Raw genomic sequence first — 15,323 nt, forward strand, 5'->3', positions numbered from 1 at the left:
AGTAGTGCCGTACCTCGGACATGTCACAATCCGCCTACGCCATCGGTCACCAACAGCCCGATACGGATACGATCATCTCGGCGATCGCTCTTGCCCGCCTGAAACGGGCCCAGGGCGGCGATGTCGTTGCCGGCCGCGCCGGCGAACTCAACCCTGAAACCGAGTTTGTGCTTGAGCGGTGGGGCGTCGACGCCCCGACGCTGCTGGAGGACGCAACCGACGCGGAACTGCTGCTTGTCGACCACAACGAGTACAGCCAAACCGTTTCGGGCGCACGCGAGGCGACGATCACCCAGGTCGTCGACCACCACCGGATCGGCGACGTGACAACCGGCGATCCCATCTCCTTCCGCGCTGAACCGGTCGGTTCGACGGGGACGATCCTCACCGGGCTCTACGATGAGGCCGGCGTCGACATCGACGAGGAGACCGCTGGACTGCTGCTCAGTGGTCTGCTCAGCGACACCGTCGTGCTCCGGTCGCCGACGACGACCGACACCGATCGTGAGGTCGCCGAGCGACTGGCTGACATCGCCGGCGTCGACTACGAGGACTACGGCAAGGAACTGTTGGCCCAAAAGAGCAAACTCGGCGAGAAAAGCCCCCGTGAGATGGTGCTTGGGGACTTCAAGGAGTACGACATCGGCGACGACGTCTTGGGCATCGGTCAGATCGAGACCGTCGAACCCGAGACCGTTCTTGAGCAGCGCGATGCGGTCATCGAGGCGATGGACGAGGTTGTCGCCGGGCGCGGCTACGCCGTGTTGCTCGTCCTCGTCACCGACCTCCTCGAAGAGGAGTCGACGGCGTTTATCGCCGGCGACCACGCCGAGGCTGTCGGCGACGCCCTCGATGCGACATTCACCGACCGAGAGGCGTTCCTGCCGGGCGTGATGTCCCGGAAAAAACAGGTCGTTCCGCCGGTCGAAGACCACCTCAAATAACGACAGTTCGACGGGGATACCAGAGTACTAATCGGTTGTCGATCCCGAGGTGTGAACCAGACCGTCCGGCAGCCGACCAGCGGGTTGACAGCAGTCTGTAGGGTGCCGACATCCACACGCCAGCGCACAATGATCCCACTCTATCACGATTTCACTGACACAACGGTGCTCATCTTCGGCGGCGGCAGTGTTGGCGCACGGAAAGCCAAGCGGTTCGCTGCCGAGGCCAACGTGGTCGTCGTCAGCCCAACCTTTGACGACCGCTTCGCGGAGCCCGAATTCCCGCCGATCGAGCGGATTCGAGCCGCCCCGGCGACCACGGAGATACCGGCGTGGTTCGACCGCGCCGACCCCGCGTTGGTCGTCGCCGCCACCGACGACGGCGAACTCAACGCTGCCGTCGCCGAGGCGGCCGACGACCGCGACGTGCTGATTAACCGAACTGATCGGGCAGGCGAGCGGTCGGTCGGCAGCGTCGTTGTTCCCGCTACCGTCGACGATGGGTCGGTCTCGGTGGCCATCTCAACCGGTGGACAAAGCCCAGCGCTCGCCCGCTATCTCCGCGAACAGATCGACGGTGAGATCGAAGCCGCCGGAAAAATGGCCGAACTGACGGGTCAGCTTCGGGCCGAGTTGAAACAGACTGAGCCCCCCGAGACGCGGCGGGCGATGCTCCGTGCGGTCGTCCGCTCGCCGGCGGTTTGGAAGGTTTTACATACCGGAATAGCCAACGCAAAAAAAGAGGCAGCACGCGTAATGCAGGATCACCGCACAGGGGAGGACACATGATACGCAACGGCGTCATCACCGGCGTTCGAGTCGCCCACGATACGGCAACCGTCGACGAGATCGAGGCCGCCAGCGCGGATGATATCTCGGCTCGGATCGCCGACCTGCTGGCGACGCCAGGCGTCCGGGAAGCGTTTGCCATCCAAACATGCAATCGCGCGGAGGCCTACGTCGTCACCGACCGTGCCGATCAGGGTCGCGATGCCCTCGCCCAGATCGCTGATCCGGTTCGCTCCGGGGGGGTTGTCACGATGCCCCACGAGGAGGGGCTGCGCCATCTGATGCGGCTGGCCGCCGGGCTCGAATCGCTCGTTGTCGGCGAGGATCAGATCATCGGGCAGCTGAAAGACGCCATCGAGATTGCCCGACGCGCCGAGGGGCTTGGGCCGATCTTAGAGGACGCGCTGATGAAAGCCGTCCACGTCGGCGAACGCGCCCGCACCGAGACCGCGATCAACGAGGGCGTCGTCTCGCTTGGCTCGGCGGCCGTCACACTCGCCGATCGGGAAACCAATCTCGACGGCGCGACCGCCCTGATTCTCGGGGCGGGTGAGATGGGAACGATCGCCGCCGAAGCGATCGCCGAAACCGCGATTGATCGACTGTTGATCGCCAACCGAACGATCCCGCATGCAACCCACATCGCCGACACTGTGCCGACCGACGCGAGTGCGATCGGGCTGTCGGCAGCCGGAGCCGCCGCCCAGCGGGCTGACGTGGTGATCGCCGCCACCGGGAGCCCAGCCCATGTTCTCACAGCCGAGGAGCTGGCGAGTGCCGGCGAGACGTTCTGTATCGATCTCGCCCAGCCACGGGATATCGACCCCGCCGCCGACGCCGAGGTCGGGGTGACGATCCACGATATCGACGCTCTGGAGACGATCACCGCCGAAACCCACGCCCGTCGGGAAGATGCCGCCGCCGAGGTCGAAGCGATGATCGACGAGGAGTTCGAGCGCCTGCTCGCGCTGTTCAAACGCAAGCGCGCTGACGCGGCGATCAGCACGATGTATGAAAGCGCCGAACGAGTCAAAGACCGGGAGGTCGGCACCGCGATGGCCAAGCTCGATGCCAACACTGAGCTCACCGAGACTCACCGTGAGGTCATCGAGTCGCTGGCGGATTCGCTGGTCAGCCAACTGCTGGCCGCGCCGACGAAAAGTCTGCGTGAGGCCGCCGCCGAGGACGATTGGACGACGATCCAGACGGCGATGCAGCTGTTTAATCCTGAGTTTGACGGCCCGGTTCCGACCGACGACGCTGTCGACGAGTTGGATGTCGACAACGCTGACACCGAGGCCGGTGACAACGACGAGATGCCTGCTGGCAGCGACAGCGGGACACCGGCTGGCCCACCGGAGTCGCCTGCGGGACTGCCTGACGGTGTCGATCCCGAGGAAATCCCTCAGCACGTGCTCGAACAGCTTTCGGATAACTAACTCTTCGCCGGCATGCAGGCGAACTACGTGTTTCGGGTGACAGTCCAGCTTGATCCACCAGAAGCCTGTCTCGATCCTGATCGCTTCGAGACAGTGTGTCGACTCCCGGCTGCGACGCCGGGAACCGATGGCTGGCTGTTTTTCCAGTACAATCTCTGGCGCGGTGCTGTCGCCGACGCCGATCATATGCGAGCACTCCTGACGGACACACCCGACGTGGAGGTTATCGAGGCCAGCTTCAGCGAACTCGAAACCGACGCGGCCTACCGGGCAGCACTTGAAACCGAAATCAAGACCGATCTCTCGCGGTTCAACGCCGACTCGGTTGACGCCGTCGTCCACCAACATCTCGGCAGTTCGATCCACGTCCGGGACGCCGAGGCGATCCCCGACGCCTAACGAGTGGGGCTGTCTCCCGTCGCGCGCAGCGGGCGGTCATGCTATCAGATGGTACGATGACCTCGGTGCCGACGACATCGATCACCGCGTCTTCCGCCTATGTGCCCATATAGACGGCCCAAAATTCGAGATCCTCGACCCCCGGACCGACCAACATGGCGATCCGCGTGTCATCAAGTTTCATCCGTGATCACTGTCTCGATACAATTTCCATCTTGGCATACCAGTTTGTCCCGATTCGCTGCCCGGCTCGCCACAACACAGATATAGCTGCCCGTCGTACTCTCTGGTCGATGGTCACCGGCGCGTACGACTTCTGGCTGTTCGATCTCGATGGCACAATCATCGATGCGGAGTGGGGGTATATCCGCGATATCTTCGACCGTGTCGGCCAGCGACTCGACCGTCGGTTCACCGATCGGGAAGCCGAGATCCTCTGGCATGGCCTCGGCGGCCCACGAAACGCCACGCTGCAGGAGTTCGGTGTCGACCCTGATCCGTTCTGGGCGGCCTTTCATGAGATCGAAGACCCACAGCAGCGCGCGGAAGCGACCTACCTCCACGACGACGCCGCAACGCTGCTTCGGACGATCACCGACCAAACAACACCGGTCGGTCTCGTCACCCACTGTCAGGAGTTTCTGACGACCCCTGTGTTGCGGCATCTCGATATCGCCGACTGGTTCGATGTGGTTGTCTGCTGTACTGATGAGCTGGGCTGGAAGCCCGACCCCGACCCGGTACAGCAGGCGATGACGGGACTGGGTGTCGACGATGACCACCGCGGCGCGCTCGTCGGCGATGCGGCCGTCGACATCGGCGCGGCGTGGAACGCCGGCCTTGATGGCGTCCACATCGAACGCCACGGCCACGACACCCGCGGGCGGTGTGTCCTCGGCGATTATCGCGTCAGAACGCTTGAGTCCTTGCTGGCCCCACCGGCGACTGATGGCGGTATCGACAACGCGGCCGACGAGTAAGCGCCGTCAGTCAGAGCCCTGTCGGGTGACTGTGATAGCTTGTCGTTAGTCCCCACTCTTCTGTGAGCGCCTGGAGTCGCTGAACACCGCCGGTCTCGGTGGCGTAGTGGCCGGCTAAGATGACGTTGACCCCGGCCTCTCTCGCGCGATGGTAGACCTGTTGTTTGCCTTCGCCCGTAATCAGCGTGTCCGCGCCGATCTCGCGGGCTTCATCCAGCCAGTCGGTGCCACTGCCGGTGACGATGGCGACCTGGTCGATATTCTCAGGGCCGAACTCCAGCAGCTGCAGGTCGTCGGTTTCGAGCTCCGCTTTGAGTGTCGCTGTCAGCTCTGCCCGCGTCAACGATGCTGGCGCGGCCCCCTGCTGGCCGACGGTGACCGGCCCCATCGAGCCGAAGGGCTCAGCCGCGTCGAGATCGAGCAGGTCGGCAAGGGCGGCTGCGTTCCCAAGCGTCTGGTGGCCGTCAAGCGGGAGATGGGAGACGTACAGCGCGATGTCGTTGTCGACGAGGGCGGCGATCCGCTCATACTGGCGGTCGGTGACGCGCTCGATCCCGCCCCATGAGAGCCCGTGGTGGACGACAAGCACATCGCTGTCAGCGTCGGCCGCGGCGGTGATCGTTGCCTCGGCGGCATCAACGGCAAAGGCCGCGTGCTCGATGGTCGCCTCGGTGGGGCCGACCTGTAGCCCATTCGCGCTGGCATCGACATCGCTGTAGGCGTCGGTGGCAAGACGGTCGTCAAGCCGGCTGACGAACTCGGCGAGTTCCATACCGGTCTCTCGTCGTGGCTCGGTTTGTAAGCGGCGAAAGAAGCAACCGGATCAGTCGAGGGCGACGGCGCTGACCTGGCCGACTTGGCCGGGGCGGGAGGTGACGCGGGCTCGACCCTCGCTGGTCTCGATAATCGCGCCCTTGGTGATGATGTTTCGGCGGGCGTAGTTGACGTTTGCCGGGTTCTCAACGACATCCTCGATGTCGACCTCGGTCGTCTCGCCGCCGTCGGCGAGGTGGGCGACGTCCGTTGAGAGGGCTCGCAGCTTGTCCTTGGTGCCGCGGGCGTCGATAACGCGGAACCGGGGGTCGTCAACGGTTGTCTCGGCTGGTTCGCGTCCAAGCTGGTGTCGTTTCTTCTTGCTGGCGTGTTTGAGTCGGCCGCCGGTGCGTTTCCGCGCCGAGCGTCCCTGATCTTTCATATCGGGTATAACCTCCAGCAGCTACTTGAATCGCTCGGAACGCCCCCGGAGTCGCAAACGTTAGGTGCCTCTCGCCGTCTCCGTTCGCTATGAGCCTGCAGGTTGCTGTCGCGGTGCCGTTTCGCCAGGCGGGCACCGACCGGCTGGGCGAGGGAGCCTTTGTGGTTGCGCTCTCGCTTGATCGGGAGTGGTTCTCGCCGGATCAGGCCAAACGGCTGGTGGATGTGGCGGTCGGCCGCGGCCTCTTAGAGACGGTGGATGGTGATCTCGTCGCGACGTTCGATCTCGACGCCGTCGATATCCCGGCAGAGTACACGCCCGACACCGACATCCTCCGTGCGCAGTCGACCTTCGAACAGCTCCTCGATCGACTGACCGACGCCGGGATGGCTAAACAGGAGGCCGTTGCCGCCGCCAATGAAACCCAACGCCGGCTTGGGATCACACTTGAGGCGGCGGCGGTGCTTGTCGCCACCCGCGAGGGGATCGCCGTTGACGCTGCGGCTGATGCCGTTCGGACAGACCTTTCGGGGCAATCGGCGTAGCCTGCCTCCCCGCCGGATCACGCGGTGGTTGTGTCGACCAGCTCCGTGTCGGCATCGGCGACGGCCGCCGCAAGATCGGTTTTTGTCAGGATGCCGATGGCGTCGCCGTCGCTATCGGTGACCGGTAGATGACTGTAGTCGCCCATGAGCGCGGCCGCGTCGGTCAACGGTGTCGTCGGCGAAACGGTCTCGACAGGCGTGGTCATATACGCTCCAACCGTCGTCTCCCCAGCCGCGACGGCGTCAGCCAACGCCGACAGTGCATCCGTCGAGGTAAAGATCCCCTCCGGCCGACAGCCGTCCGCAACGATCACGACCGACTTGACATCCGCTTCACCCATCGCTTGGGCGGCCTCGTCGATCGGTGTCTCAGCGGCAAGCGTCAACATCGGTGTCGTCATCACATCGCTGACGTGAGTCTCTGTCATGGTTGATACTGCAGCCGAGCCAGGATAGTAGTTTGTGCGTCAGGAGAGCGATGGCGGACGCACCGTCAACAAACACGAACCGATTTCAGGCTGGCCCGCCGGAAAACGAGTATGGTACAGGATCGGCTCCGTGACGGCAAACGGATCGCCCAACTGTTGGCCAGCGAACTGACCGGCGACCAGTCTACCCTCGCCACCGTTGTTGTCGCCGACGCCGACCCGGATGTCGAGGCGACCGACGACGGCGCGTTCGCCTACCGCGTTGTCCATGTCGCCGACAGCGACGCTCTCACGACTGACGATCGGGGTCGCCCAACACTCGCCGACTCCACAGCCGATGTCGACGCTGAACTGACCGAGATTGCGACCGTCTCTGTCCAGCCAGACCGTGCCCAGGTTGGGTTTAGCACCGCGGCTGATCGCGCTGTCGAGGCCGCGACAACAGCCAATCTCGATGTTGTGTCGACTGCCGGCACGGCCACCGACGACACCGCACTGATCGGCATCACCGACGGTGTGGACGCAAAACGCGTGGTTCCGGTGTTTACGGCCGTTGTCGCCGCGGTGTCGACAACACCAGCGTAGGCGGCGGCTGTGCGTTTCTCGCCCCAAACCGCAGCATATACAAATCAAATGGGTCACATCGTTTGAGTAGCGACGCGGCGTACAAACGAGTGAGCTATGACACGATACATCCGGACTGCCGACGACGGACGCATCACCGACACCCGAACCGATCGCCCCGAGGATGACGACTGGATCGAGGTTTCTGAGCTGGCGTATCTCAGCAATGCCGCCCCTGACGGCCACGAGGCGATCCGCTACTACAAGCCCGAGGCCGATGAGCCGGCCGACGGGTGGGGGATCGAATCCGAAACGCTGGGTAAGCGGTTTGTTGAAAGATAGGGACTTGGGCTGTTAGCTCACAACCGCGAGTGTACTGTTCGGCGCACTGCAACCGCCTGGATGTGGAGTATGCCACCACCGGTATGTGACGATGTTGTGTCCCGAGCAAGACGGCCGCCATTCTGATCTCTCTAACCACGAACGCATGTGGGCGACAGCACGAGCTCCCAGTTTTAATATTGTCCTATCGTTGTCGGCGATCTGCTGTCCGGTTACGGTGTTCTCAGAAGGCGGCAAGCAGCCCCGGAAGATCTGCGGCAAGCTGGTCGCGTTCGATGTAGGCATCGGCTCGTGTATCCCGTTGTGGCCCGCTGTCGAACAACACCTGAACGGTGTGGATACCAGCAGCGTCGGCACCTGAGATATCCTCATCGGGTGTATCACCGATAAAGACCGTCTGCTCGGGTGGTGTTCCGAGTGCGTCCAACAGCGCGTCGAAGGCGGCGGGGTCGGGTTTCCCCGCATCGAGTTCGCCGGTCACGAGTGTCGTATCAAACAGCGGCTCCCAGTCGAGATACTCGATCTTTGATCGTTGGGCGCGAACCGGGCCGTTCGTCAGCAGACCAACACGGTAGTCACTCCGAAGCTCACACAACAGGGGTTCGGCATCAGGGATCGGCACGAGGGCGTTGGTGACCGCGTTGCGATAGGCGGCGGCCAGCCGGTCGGGATCAGTCTCTGTGGTGTCGTCGGCCAGCAGCTCGGCGAAGATCGGTGTGCGGCTGTCTGTCGTGAGGTGATTGCGGTGGGCCTGTACATACTCGCCTCGGGAGATCGGTGGTGCGTCGGCTTGCTCGACAGCCTCCGCCAGCAGTGTCTCCCGGTCGCGATCAGGCACCGCGAGCGTATAATCGAGGTCGAAGGCGACCCCGCGTATCGACATAAACAGTTGTTCTGGCTCCACGGGTATGAGGCTAGCGACACGCGGGCTGACCACGGTTTTTTGACGATCCCTCACTCGGGTATTGGTATGACACTTGATCCGATCCACGTTGACGCCATCGCCAGGCTTGCGGGATCGGTCGCCGACGCCGTTGACGACAGCGACCACGACGATGTCGCCGAAACCGTCTGGGAGTCGTGGCTTGATCCGCTCACCGACGCCCGCGGCCGCACCATCGTCGAACCCCTCGGCGAGCAACAACGGGCCCGTGTCGCTATCGACGATATCGCGCTGGCGGAGCGACCGTTTCCGACCGTCCACGGCATCGACTCGGGGACGATCAACCCGACCTCGTTTAAAAATGGGGTGGTGTTGGATCTCGCCCACGCCGCGATGGCGGTTGACCCCTCCGAGCTTTCGGTTCACCGTGCGCGGACGATCGTCGCAACAGTTCACGCGACCGACCGCTCTCGGTCGCTGGAAACTGATTGGGTGCGCCACGACGAGGGCCACAGCCAACACCGCGTCATCAACTCGCCGCCGGTCAACCGCTACGCCGAGGCCGTTGTCCACGCGCTCTCGTTGTATCTTGCAGAGGGTCACCACGCCCGCGAGCACGCCCACACAGTTGAAGATCTATTACTGCTTGATGGGCCGCTTTACCCAAAAGAGATCCTGACGTGGCGGGATCGCAACCCAGAACTCGACGCGTTGACCTACGAGGCGCGGCCGAAAAACGTGCTCAAAAACTACGTCCGGCTTGTCGAACGCTTCGTCGAGGCGGAGACACCGATCGCCGGCTTCGTCAAGAACCCCTCGGCCCGCGTCATCACCAGCGCGCTCGCCGACAACGAAATCGGCTTCGACGCACCGTGGCCGGATGACACCGCCTTCTTTACGCGGTTGCTTGAGCAGCAGGCCGCCGAAAGCGGGGCTGACACCGAGGCTGCGCCCGGAGCCGACCGTCGCACCGACGAACTCTCCGTGACCTCATGGCTTATCTCCCGCGGCGGCCCGGACGGCGCGATGGCGGCCGATGGTGACGCGCTTGGTGTCGAGCGACAACTTGCCCCCGAGTGCTATGAGGTCACCTTCTTCATCATTTACGATCCGCGGAACGATCTCTGTTACAAGATCGAAGCCCCGTATGCGATCACCCACAATCCGGCCATGCGTGAGCAACTCCACACACAGATTCTCTCGGAGGTCGCCGCCGAGCGCGGGCCGCCGCGGGCGGTCGACAAGGCCGACGAACTCGCGAAGATCAGTGCGGGCGAGAAGGCAGCCCTTCGCCGAAAGTTCGAGGGAAAACTCCACAGCGAGCAGCTGGAGACGTACGACGACGAACGCTGGACAGAGGGTTAGGCCGTCGGCTCAGCGGTCTCAACTTCCACGGTGACCGACTCGGAATCAACGCCGATACGCGTGAGCTGTGTGACGACGTGCTCCTTGGCCGCTGACAGCGCCTGTTGTTTTGTCTCAAAGCCGCGCGGCATCGGTGATTCGAAGGCGACACGCACCTCTTCGCCGTCGACTTCGACAGCTGTCCCACCGCTTTCGACCGCATAGAAGGAATCACACACCCAGACGTACGGTGCGGCAGCATCAGGTGACCCCCTGTATTTCGGTGGTTCTTCGCCTCGCTCAAACACCGTGCCTGTCAACCCGGTGCCACCACCAAGCCCGCGAACCAGTAGCATACTGCGTTCTACGGGCTCAGCCCTAAAAAGCGGGGCGTCATCGCGTGCTCAGACAGTCGTATCGAGATGTGCCAGCAATTCCTCGGCCGTCTCCTCGGGCCGCTCATGCAGTACCCAATGCGTTGCCGACGGAAAGGTCATCAACCGCCCCGCATCGCAGTAGTCCAGACTCTCCTCGGCCATCCTCGATTCCAGAAAGTCATCCTGCTGTCCCCACATCACAAGCGTCGGCACCGACACCTGCTGTTGTGGCGGCCGCGGTCGATACCGCCCCATCGCCCGATACCAGTTGATCATCGCGGTCACCGCCCCCGGTTGTGTCCATGCCTCACGGTATCGCCGGAGCTCCGTCGCCGAGAACGTGTCGGGACGACTGCTCTCTGTCAGGCCACGCTCCAGCACCCGACAGTTGTTGGCTGTCGCAATCGTCTCCGGTAGCACCGGGAACTGAAACGCAATCATGTACCAGCTTTTCCGCAGCTGTGAGAGACTCCGCCGAAGTGTGTCCTCCATCACTGTCGGGTGTGGCACGTTGACCGCGGTCAGTGAGTCGATCCGCGCAGGATAGCTGAGTGCGAGCCACCAAGCGACGGCTGCCCCCCAGTCGTGGCCCGCGACCGCTGCTGTCTCCCGGCCGGCGGCGTCGATAAGGCCGATCACATCCGCCGCCAGCTCCTCGATGTGGTAGCTGTCAACGCCGTCGGGTTTGTCGCTGCGGTTGTAGCCGCGCTGGTCAGGGGCGATGACACGGTAGCCGGCGTCGGCCAGTGGCGTGATCTGTCGGTGCCACCCATCCCAAAACTCCGGAAACCCATGCAGTAAAACCACGAGTGGCCCGTCTTCGGGGCCGGCCTGTCGTGTGTGGAGGCTGATCCCGTTGGTTTCGACGACGACCGATTCACCCGGCCGGTCGCCAGCTGTGGCGGCTGCTGCGTCCGACGGAACAGAAGCGTCCATACGATACCAACGGGCTGGACTGCGTAATAGCTGCTGCCAGCGTTCGCCCCTACTCCGACGACAGCGTCAACAGCGCTTCAGCATCGAACTTCTGTTTTTCATAGAAGCCACGCCCCTTCAGCCGTGGGACGGTGTGGGTGTGTAGCGTCTCGGTGTCGAGATCATACAACAACGGAAACAGGTTCGTTCGCCGGTTGGCAACGGTGAACTCCTCGGTGGCAAACTCGATGAGCTCTTGGTCGGGTGAGGCCCGCGGGTAGACGATGTAGCCAAAGAGATTCTGAAAGGAGCCGTCAGCCGGCGGCGAGGCCGAGCCGACAAGGGTGCGGAAGGATTCGGTCGTCGTCTTGACCGTCTCGGGATCAAGCTCAAGATCCTCGTTGATCGTCACGTAGACTTTCGTCCGGCCGATTGTTGGGTCTTCGTCTTCCTTGTACCAGACCGGATCGAACGGGTTTGCCTCCTCAGGCGGCAGCGGGTCGTACTCGTGATCGACCACCTGCGCTTCGACGTGATCACGATACTCGTCGATGTCCATGTGACGTACTCTATGGGTCGTTGTATATGTTATTCGGTATCCGAGTGCGACCCGCGTGGTTCAGGGTCGACTCACCGCTCTCGTCGCGTGGTCAGGCGGCCGCCCGCATCGACCACACAGCCAACAACCCGAGCAGCACTGCCGGCACCAGTGGGAGGATCAGAAACGTCGCAAAAAACGGCAAGCCCGCGGCCGCGGGGATGGCCGGCCGGAGATAGATGAGTCCGGGCACGACGAGGAAACAGGCGACGACACCGGCGACCAACACCCACCCGTGTCGGTCGACTTCCTCGCGGTCTGTCGCCTCGGCCGGATCTAGCTGCGTCGCGGTGGCATCGGGTGCATCCGACTGGTGAACCGGATCGTCGGCATCTGTCTCGGCTCCACCGGCTTCGGAACTCACTGTGCAACATTGTTCGCCGGCGGTCAAAGCCCTCACGGTTCGACACCACACCGCATGCGAGCAGTTTTAACGCATCCGGCGGCTACCAGCCCGTATGAGCAAACAGGAACCCAAAGCGGAGTCGGGGAAAGACCCGGCGTTGCGGAGCAACGAGGTCACCGAAGGCACCGATCAAGCGCCCTCGCGGGCGATGTTCCGTGCGATGGGGTACGACGACGAGGATCTGTCCTCGCCGATGGTCGGGGTCGCCAACTGTGCGGCCGATATCACGCCCTGTAACGTCCATCTCGACGACGTGGCCGAGTCGGCCTACGCGGGCGTCGACGCCGCCGGCGGGATGCCGATCGAGTTCAATACGATCACGATCTCCGATGCGATTTCGATGGGAACCGAGGGGATGAAGGCCTCGCTGATCTCCCGGGAGGTCATCGCCGACAGCGTCGAACTTGTCTCCTTCGGCGAGCGGATGGATGGCCTCGTGACGATCGGCGGCTGCGATAAGAACATGCCGGGGATGATGATGGCGATGATCCGGACTGACCTCCCATCTGTCTTCGTCTACGGCGGCTCGATCATGCCGGGCGAGCACGACGGCCGGGAGATCACGATCCAGAACGTCTTCGAGGGCGTCGGCGCGGTCGCCCAAGGCGAGATGAGCGAGAACGAACTCGACGAGATGGAACGCCATGCCTGCCCCGGCGCGGGCTCCTGTGGCGGGATGTTCACCGCCAACACAATGGCGTCGATCTCCGAGACGCTTGGGCTTGCACCCCTGGGCTCGGCGTCGGCCCCCGCCGAACACGACGAGCGGTATGAGATCGCCGAACGATCCGGCGAGATCGCCCTTGAGGTGATCGAGAACGACCGCCGACCTTCGGATATCCTCTCGAAGAAAAGCTTCGAGAACGCTATCGCCATGCAGGTTGCCACCGGCGGCTCGACCAACGCCGTCCTCCACCTGCTCGCGCTGGCCGCCGAAGCCGGCGTCGATCTCGACATCGAGGAGTTCGACGAGATCTCGCGTCGCACACCGAAGATCGCTGACCTCCAGCCTGGCGGCACTCGTGTGATGAATGACCTCTTCGAGATCGGCGGCGTCCCGGTCATTCTCCGGCGGCTGCTTGCGGCCGACCTGATCCACGGCGACGCGATGACTGTCACCGGTCGCACCATCGCTGAGGAACTCGATCATCTCGAAGCCGAGGGTCGCATCCCTGATGACGCGGAGATCGACGCCGACTACCTCTACCCCGTCGACGACCCCTATCAGCCAGAGGGCGCGATCAAGATCCTCACCGGCAATCTCGCACCGGACGGCGGCGTCCTCAAGGTGACCGGCGACGACAAGTTCCACCATGAGGGGCCGGCTCGCATCTTCGAAAACGAGGAGGACGCGATGGCCTACGTCCAGGAGGGTCACATCGAATCTGGCGATGTGATCGTCATCCGCAACGAGGGCCCCAGCGGCGGCCCCGGCATGCGGGAGATGCTCGGCGTCACCGCTGCTGTCGTCGGCGCGGGCCATGAGGACGACGTGGCACTGCTGACCGACGGCCGGTTTTCGGGTGCCACGCGCGGCCCGATGATCGGTCACGTCGCGCCCGAAGCCGCCGACGGCGGCCCAATCGGGCTGTTGGAGGAGGGTGATACCGTCACCGTCGATATTCCCGAACGCGAGCTTTCGGTTGATTGCTCCGACGCGGAACTCGACGCTCGCCGCGAGGAGTGGGAGCGACGCGACCCGGCCTACACGAACGGTATTCTGGCGAAATATGCTCGAGACTTCGGCTCGGCGGCGACGGGTGCGGTGACGAACCCCGGACTCATCGACAACGACTGAACGAACCGCGCTGCCGGTGACGGCGGGTGCCGGGCAAACCGTCGCCCGGTCGTTCGTGGCTCCGCTGTTAGGTGTTTGGTCGCTGCTCCGCGCTCGTTGTTGTCGTGCTATCGTAGACCGCTGCCAACAGCAGGACGGCGATCACGGCGTCAAGGCCATGTTCGAAAAAGTGGTGGCTACCGGGTGACAGTAGTCCGCGAAGCGTCAGCAACCCAACGAGCGACCGGGAGAGCAACGCCGCCAGCGTCGCGCTCACAAGGAGATACCGGCGGCGTCGACGGCGGTATGCGACGACGAGACTCAGCCCAAACAGCATGGCCGTCACCCCCGCGGCGGTGAGCAACACCCACGAGAGCATCTGCTCGCCGCCGCCAGCATGTAACAACGGTGGCGACGCCAGCGGCGGTGCCGACACACCCACCAGAGTCCAGCCCATTGCTGACTCCTACCCCGGCTGTGTTCAAATCGGTTGTGGCTGGATCGTGAAATGTTGGTGGCGGCCGCTGTTCTCACTCAGTGGGAAGCGATCTGGTATACTTGTAGTCGTATCAGCTACAGTGTTGTGAGGCGAACACACCTATGACAACCACGCGGGAGCAGATCAAAACCCACGTCACCGAGCACCCCGGTGTCCACTTCAACGAGATCGGCCGGGCCCTCGACATCGCAACCGGACAGACACAGTATCATCTCCGCCGGCTGATGAACGACGGTGCAGTCGACTCCCAGTCGCTTGTGGGGCGCACCCATTACTACCCTGCCGGATTTGAGCCCTGGGAGCAACGCGCCCTCGCATTGCTGCGCCGGGAGACGGCCCGGGAGATCCTCCTAACACTGTTGGAAACCGGCACGCAATCCGCCCCAGCACTCACCGACGAGATCGGTATCGCCCGCAGCACGCTCTCGTGGCATCTCTCGAATCTGGCGGATGCTGACCTGATCGACACGGAGACCGTTGACGGCGAGGTTCGTATCACCCCGCGCCGCCCGGAACGACTTGCAGAGCTCGCTCGCACCGTCTCGCCGTCGCTGCCGAGTCGGCTTGTCGATCGGTTCGAACGGCTTGTCGACGATGCCCTGATCGGCTGACTACTCGTGGGTAAAGAGGAACGCCCGGTCGTCGTCGCTGACGGAGACACAGAGATCCATCACCTCATCCAGCGACAGACTGCTTTGGGGGCCTTTTGAGGCGATGAGGTAATCGAAGGGCTCCTCACAGACAGGACAGGCGATGGCAGTGGTGTTCTGGTAGGTGGCGATCATCTCGTTGTCCCGCCGCGGCGTGAGGTAGTTGACGAGTTCGGTCAGCGCTTCGTCGGACGGATCGTCTGGATCGGCGGGTTCACTATCCATGTGAGCACTAGCCACGGCCGCGAA

Annotated in this window: 21 protein-coding genes; 11 read left to right on the forward strand and 10 right to left on the reverse strand. The window is 63.4% G+C overall.

What is annotated here, in order from left to right; genetic code table 11:
• Positions 1-20 precede the first annotated feature (20 nt).
• From DP106_RS02985 to DP106_RS03010, 5 genes are all read left to right on the forward strand, one after another.
• The gene (locus DP106_RS02985) at positions 21-944 is read left to right on the forward strand and encodes a manganese-dependent inorganic pyrophosphatase (protein ID WP_120083306.1); all 924 of its coding nucleotides are present in this window, start codon (positions 21-23) and stop codon (positions 942-944) included.
• 129 nt (positions 945-1,073) lie between these two features.
• On the forward strand, positions 1,074-1,733 hold the full coding sequence (locus tag DP106_RS02990; protein WP_120083307.1) for a precorrin-2 dehydrogenase/sirohydrochlorin ferrochelatase family protein: 660 nt from the start codon (positions 1,074-1,076) through the stop codon (positions 1,731-1,733).
• Positions 1,730-3,172, forward strand: a complete 1,443-nt coding sequence (gene hemA / locus DP106_RS02995) for a glutamyl-tRNA reductase (protein ID WP_120083308.1) — start codon at positions 1,730-1,732, stop codon at positions 3,170-3,172. The genes DP106_RS02990 and hemA overlap by 4 nt, the downstream gene beginning before the upstream one ends.
• Before the next feature lie 12 nt (positions 3,173-3,184).
• Positions 3,185-3,571, forward strand: a complete 387-nt coding sequence (gene lwrS / locus DP106_RS03000) for an LWR-salt protein (protein WP_120083309.1) — start codon at positions 3,185-3,187, stop codon at positions 3,569-3,571.
• A 293-nt stretch (positions 3,572-3,864) separates the two neighbouring features.
• Positions 3,865-4,551, forward strand: a complete 687-nt coding sequence (locus DP106_RS03010) for an HAD family hydrolase (RefSeq protein WP_120083310.1) — start codon at positions 3,865-3,867, stop codon at positions 4,549-4,551.
• A 10-nt stretch (positions 4,552-4,561) separates the two neighbouring features.
• Here DP106_RS03010 and DP106_RS03015 read toward each other — a convergent pair whose 3' ends face one another.
• Both DP106_RS03015 and DP106_RS03020 read right to left on the reverse strand, forming a co-directional pair.
• Entirely contained in the window at positions 4,562-5,323 is a 762-nt protein-coding gene (locus DP106_RS03015) for a Nif3-like dinuclear metal center hexameric protein (protein WP_120083312.1), read from the reverse strand.
• 51 nt (positions 5,324-5,374) lie between these two features.
• Entirely contained in the window at positions 5,375-5,746 is a 372-nt protein-coding gene (locus tag DP106_RS03020) for a 30S ribosomal protein S8e (protein ID WP_120083313.1), read from the reverse strand.
• Positions 5,747-5,835: 89 nt separating this feature from the next.
• Here DP106_RS03020 and DP106_RS03025 point away from each other — a divergent pair, with 89 nt between their 5' ends.
• Positions 5,836-6,291 (forward strand): DUF2240 family protein, encoded by a 456-nt coding sequence (locus DP106_RS03025; protein WP_120083314.1) that lies wholly within the window; start codon positions 5,836-5,838, stop codon positions 6,289-6,291.
• A 17-nt stretch (positions 6,292-6,308) separates the two neighbouring features.
• Here the strand turns inward: DP106_RS03025 and DP106_RS03030 are convergent, their stop codons facing one another.
• Positions 6,309-6,719 (reverse strand): CBS domain-containing protein, encoded by a 411-nt coding sequence (locus tag DP106_RS03030; protein WP_120083315.1) that lies wholly within the window; start codon positions 6,717-6,719, stop codon positions 6,309-6,311.
• 111 nt (positions 6,720-6,830) lie between these two features.
• On the opposite strand from DP106_RS03030, the gene DP106_RS03035 reads away from it, so the two are divergent.
• The gene (locus DP106_RS03035; RefSeq protein WP_120083316.1) at positions 6,831-7,304 is read left to right on the forward strand and encodes a hypothetical protein; all 474 of its coding nucleotides are present in this window, start codon (positions 6,831-6,833) and stop codon (positions 7,302-7,304) included.
• A 96-nt stretch (positions 7,305-7,400) separates the two neighbouring features.
• Complete coding sequence (locus tag DP106_RS03040) at positions 7,401-7,625, forward strand: hypothetical protein (protein WP_120083317.1); 225 nt, start codon at positions 7,401-7,403, stop codon at positions 7,623-7,625.
• A gap of 223 nt (positions 7,626-7,848) precedes the next feature.
• On the opposite strand, the gene DP106_RS03045 is transcribed toward DP106_RS03040, so the two are convergent.
• Complete coding sequence (locus DP106_RS03045) at positions 7,849-8,508, reverse strand: HAD family hydrolase (protein ID WP_120083319.1); 660 nt, start codon at positions 8,506-8,508, stop codon at positions 7,849-7,851.
• A gap of 87 nt (positions 8,509-8,595) precedes the next feature.
• On the opposite strand from DP106_RS03045, the gene DP106_RS03050 reads away from it, so the two are divergent.
• Positions 8,596-9,873, forward strand: a complete 1,278-nt coding sequence (locus DP106_RS03050) for a DNA double-strand break repair nuclease NurA (RefSeq protein ID WP_120083320.1) — start codon at positions 8,596-8,598, stop codon at positions 9,871-9,873.
• Here the strand turns inward: DP106_RS03050 and DP106_RS03055 are convergent.
• The 4 genes from DP106_RS03055 to DP106_RS03070 form a co-directional block, all read right to left on the reverse strand.
• Positions 9,870-10,208: a DUF7113 family protein gene (locus DP106_RS03055; RefSeq protein WP_120083321.1), complete on the reverse strand. Its 339-nt coding sequence runs from the start codon at positions 10,206-10,208 to the stop codon at positions 9,870-9,872. The two genes, DP106_RS03050 and DP106_RS03055, sit on opposite strands and share 4 nt — an antisense overlap.
• A 48-nt stretch (positions 10,209-10,256) precedes the next feature.
• Complete coding sequence (locus DP106_RS03060; RefSeq protein ID WP_120083322.1) at positions 10,257-11,165, reverse strand: alpha/beta fold hydrolase; 909 nt, start codon at positions 11,163-11,165, stop codon at positions 10,257-10,259.
• Positions 11,166-11,214: 49 nt separating this feature from the next.
• Positions 11,215-11,703, reverse strand: coding sequence for a hypothetical protein (locus DP106_RS03065; RefSeq protein ID WP_120083323.1), 489 nt, complete (start codon positions 11,701-11,703; stop codon positions 11,215-11,217).
• Positions 11,704-11,794: 91 nt separating this feature from the next.
• Positions 11,795-12,106: a hypothetical protein gene (locus tag DP106_RS03070; protein WP_120083324.1), complete on the reverse strand. Its 312-nt coding sequence runs from the start codon at positions 12,104-12,106 to the stop codon at positions 11,795-11,797.
• Between the two features lie 94 nt (positions 12,107-12,200).
• Between DP106_RS03070 and ilvD the strand changes: the two genes are divergently transcribed.
• Positions 12,201-13,946: a dihydroxy-acid dehydratase gene (gene ilvD / locus DP106_RS03075; RefSeq protein ID WP_120083326.1), complete on the forward strand. Its 1,746-nt coding sequence runs from the start codon at positions 12,201-12,203 to the stop codon at positions 13,944-13,946.
• Between the two features lie 67 nt (positions 13,947-14,013).
• On the opposite strand, the gene DP106_RS03080 is transcribed toward ilvD, so the two are convergent.
• Positions 14,014-14,382, reverse strand: a complete 369-nt coding sequence (locus tag DP106_RS03080; protein WP_205738869.1) for a DUF7471 family protein — start codon at positions 14,380-14,382, stop codon at positions 14,014-14,016.
• 143 nt (positions 14,383-14,525) lie between these two features.
• Here DP106_RS03080 and DP106_RS03085 point away from each other — a divergent pair, with 143 nt between their 5' ends.
• Positions 14,526-15,035: a winged helix-turn-helix transcriptional regulator gene (locus tag DP106_RS03085; RefSeq protein ID WP_120083327.1), complete on the forward strand. Its 510-nt coding sequence runs from the start codon at positions 14,526-14,528 to the stop codon at positions 15,033-15,035.
• Here the strand turns inward: DP106_RS03085 and DP106_RS03090 are convergent, their stop codons facing one another.
• The gene (locus DP106_RS03090) at positions 15,036-15,299 is read right to left on the reverse strand and encodes a DUF7385 family protein (RefSeq protein ID WP_120083328.1); all 264 of its coding nucleotides are present in this window, start codon (positions 15,297-15,299) and stop codon (positions 15,036-15,038) included.
• Between the last annotated feature and the right edge of the window lie 24 nt (positions 15,300-15,323).

The organism is Halonotius pteroides (assembly GCF_003605635.1).
Lineage (GTDB): Archaea > Halobacteriota > Halobacteria > Halobacteriales > Haloferacaceae > Halonotius > Halonotius pteroides.

Excerpts from the sequence above, each read along its gene's own strand:
- DP106_RS03010 (WP_120083310.1), top strand. The coding sequence starts at position 3,865 with ATGGTCACCGGCGCGTACGACTTCTGGCTGTTCGATCTCGATGGCACA.
- DP106_RS03040 (WP_120083317.1), top strand. The coding sequence starts at position 7,401 with ATGACACGATACATCCGGACTGCCGACGACGGACGCATCACCGACACC.
- DP106_RS03015 (WP_120083312.1), bottom strand. The coding sequence starts at position 5,323 with ATGGAACTCGCCGAGTTCGTCAGCCGGCTTGACGACCGTCTTGCCACC.
- DP106_RS03050 (WP_120083320.1), top strand. The coding sequence starts at position 8,596 with ATGACACTTGATCCGATCCACGTTGACGCCATCGCCAGGCTTGCGGGA.
- ilvD (WP_120083326.1), top strand. The coding sequence starts at position 12,201 with ATGAGCAAACAGGAACCCAAAGCGGAGTCGGGGAAAGACCCGGCGTTG.
- DP106_RS03030 (WP_120083315.1), bottom strand. The coding sequence starts at position 6,719 with ATGACAGAGACTCACGTCAGCGATGTGATGACGACACCGATGTTGACG.
- DP106_RS03055 (WP_120083321.1), bottom strand. The coding sequence starts at position 10,208 with ATGCTACTGGTTCGCGGGCTTGGTGGTGGCACCGGGTTGACAGGCACG.
- DP106_RS03085 (WP_120083327.1), top strand. The coding sequence starts at position 14,526 with ATGACAACCACGCGGGAGCAGATCAAAACCCACGTCACCGAGCACCCC.
- DP106_RS03035 (WP_120083316.1), top strand. The coding sequence starts at position 6,831 with ATGGTACAGGATCGGCTCCGTGACGGCAAACGGATCGCCCAACTGTTG.
- DP106_RS03065 (WP_120083323.1), bottom strand. The coding sequence starts at position 11,703 with ATGGACATCGACGAGTATCGTGATCACGTCGAAGCGCAGGTGGTCGAT.
- DP106_RS03090 (WP_120083328.1), bottom strand. The coding sequence starts at position 15,299 with ATGGATAGTGAACCCGCCGATCCAGACGATCCGTCCGACGAAGCGCTG.
- DP106_RS02990 (WP_120083307.1), top strand. The coding sequence starts at position 1,074 with ATGATCCCACTCTATCACGATTTCACTGACACAACGGTGCTCATCTTC.
- DP106_RS03020 (WP_120083313.1), bottom strand. The coding sequence starts at position 5,746 with ATGAAAGATCAGGGACGCTCGGCGCGGAAACGCACCGGCGGCCGACTC.
- DP106_RS03060 (WP_120083322.1), bottom strand. The coding sequence starts at position 11,165 with ATGGACGCTTCTGTTCCGTCGGACGCAGCAGCCGCCACAGCTGGCGAC.
- DP106_RS02985 (WP_120083306.1), top strand. The coding sequence starts at position 21 with ATGTCACAATCCGCCTACGCCATCGGTCACCAACAGCCCGATACGGAT.
- DP106_RS03045 (WP_120083319.1), bottom strand. The coding sequence starts at position 8,508 with ATGTCGATACGCGGGGTCGCCTTCGACCTCGATTATACGCTCGCGGTG.
- DP106_RS03025 (WP_120083314.1), top strand. The coding sequence starts at position 5,836 with ATGAGCCTGCAGGTTGCTGTCGCGGTGCCGTTTCGCCAGGCGGGCACC.
- DP106_RS03080 (WP_205738869.1), bottom strand. The coding sequence starts at position 14,382 with ATGGGCTGGACTCTGGTGGGTGTGTCGGCACCGCCGCTGGCGTCGCCA.
- lwrS (WP_120083309.1), top strand. The coding sequence starts at position 3,185 with ATGCAGGCGAACTACGTGTTTCGGGTGACAGTCCAGCTTGATCCACCA.
- hemA (WP_120083308.1), top strand. The coding sequence starts at position 1,730 with ATGATACGCAACGGCGTCATCACCGGCGTTCGAGTCGCCCACGATACG.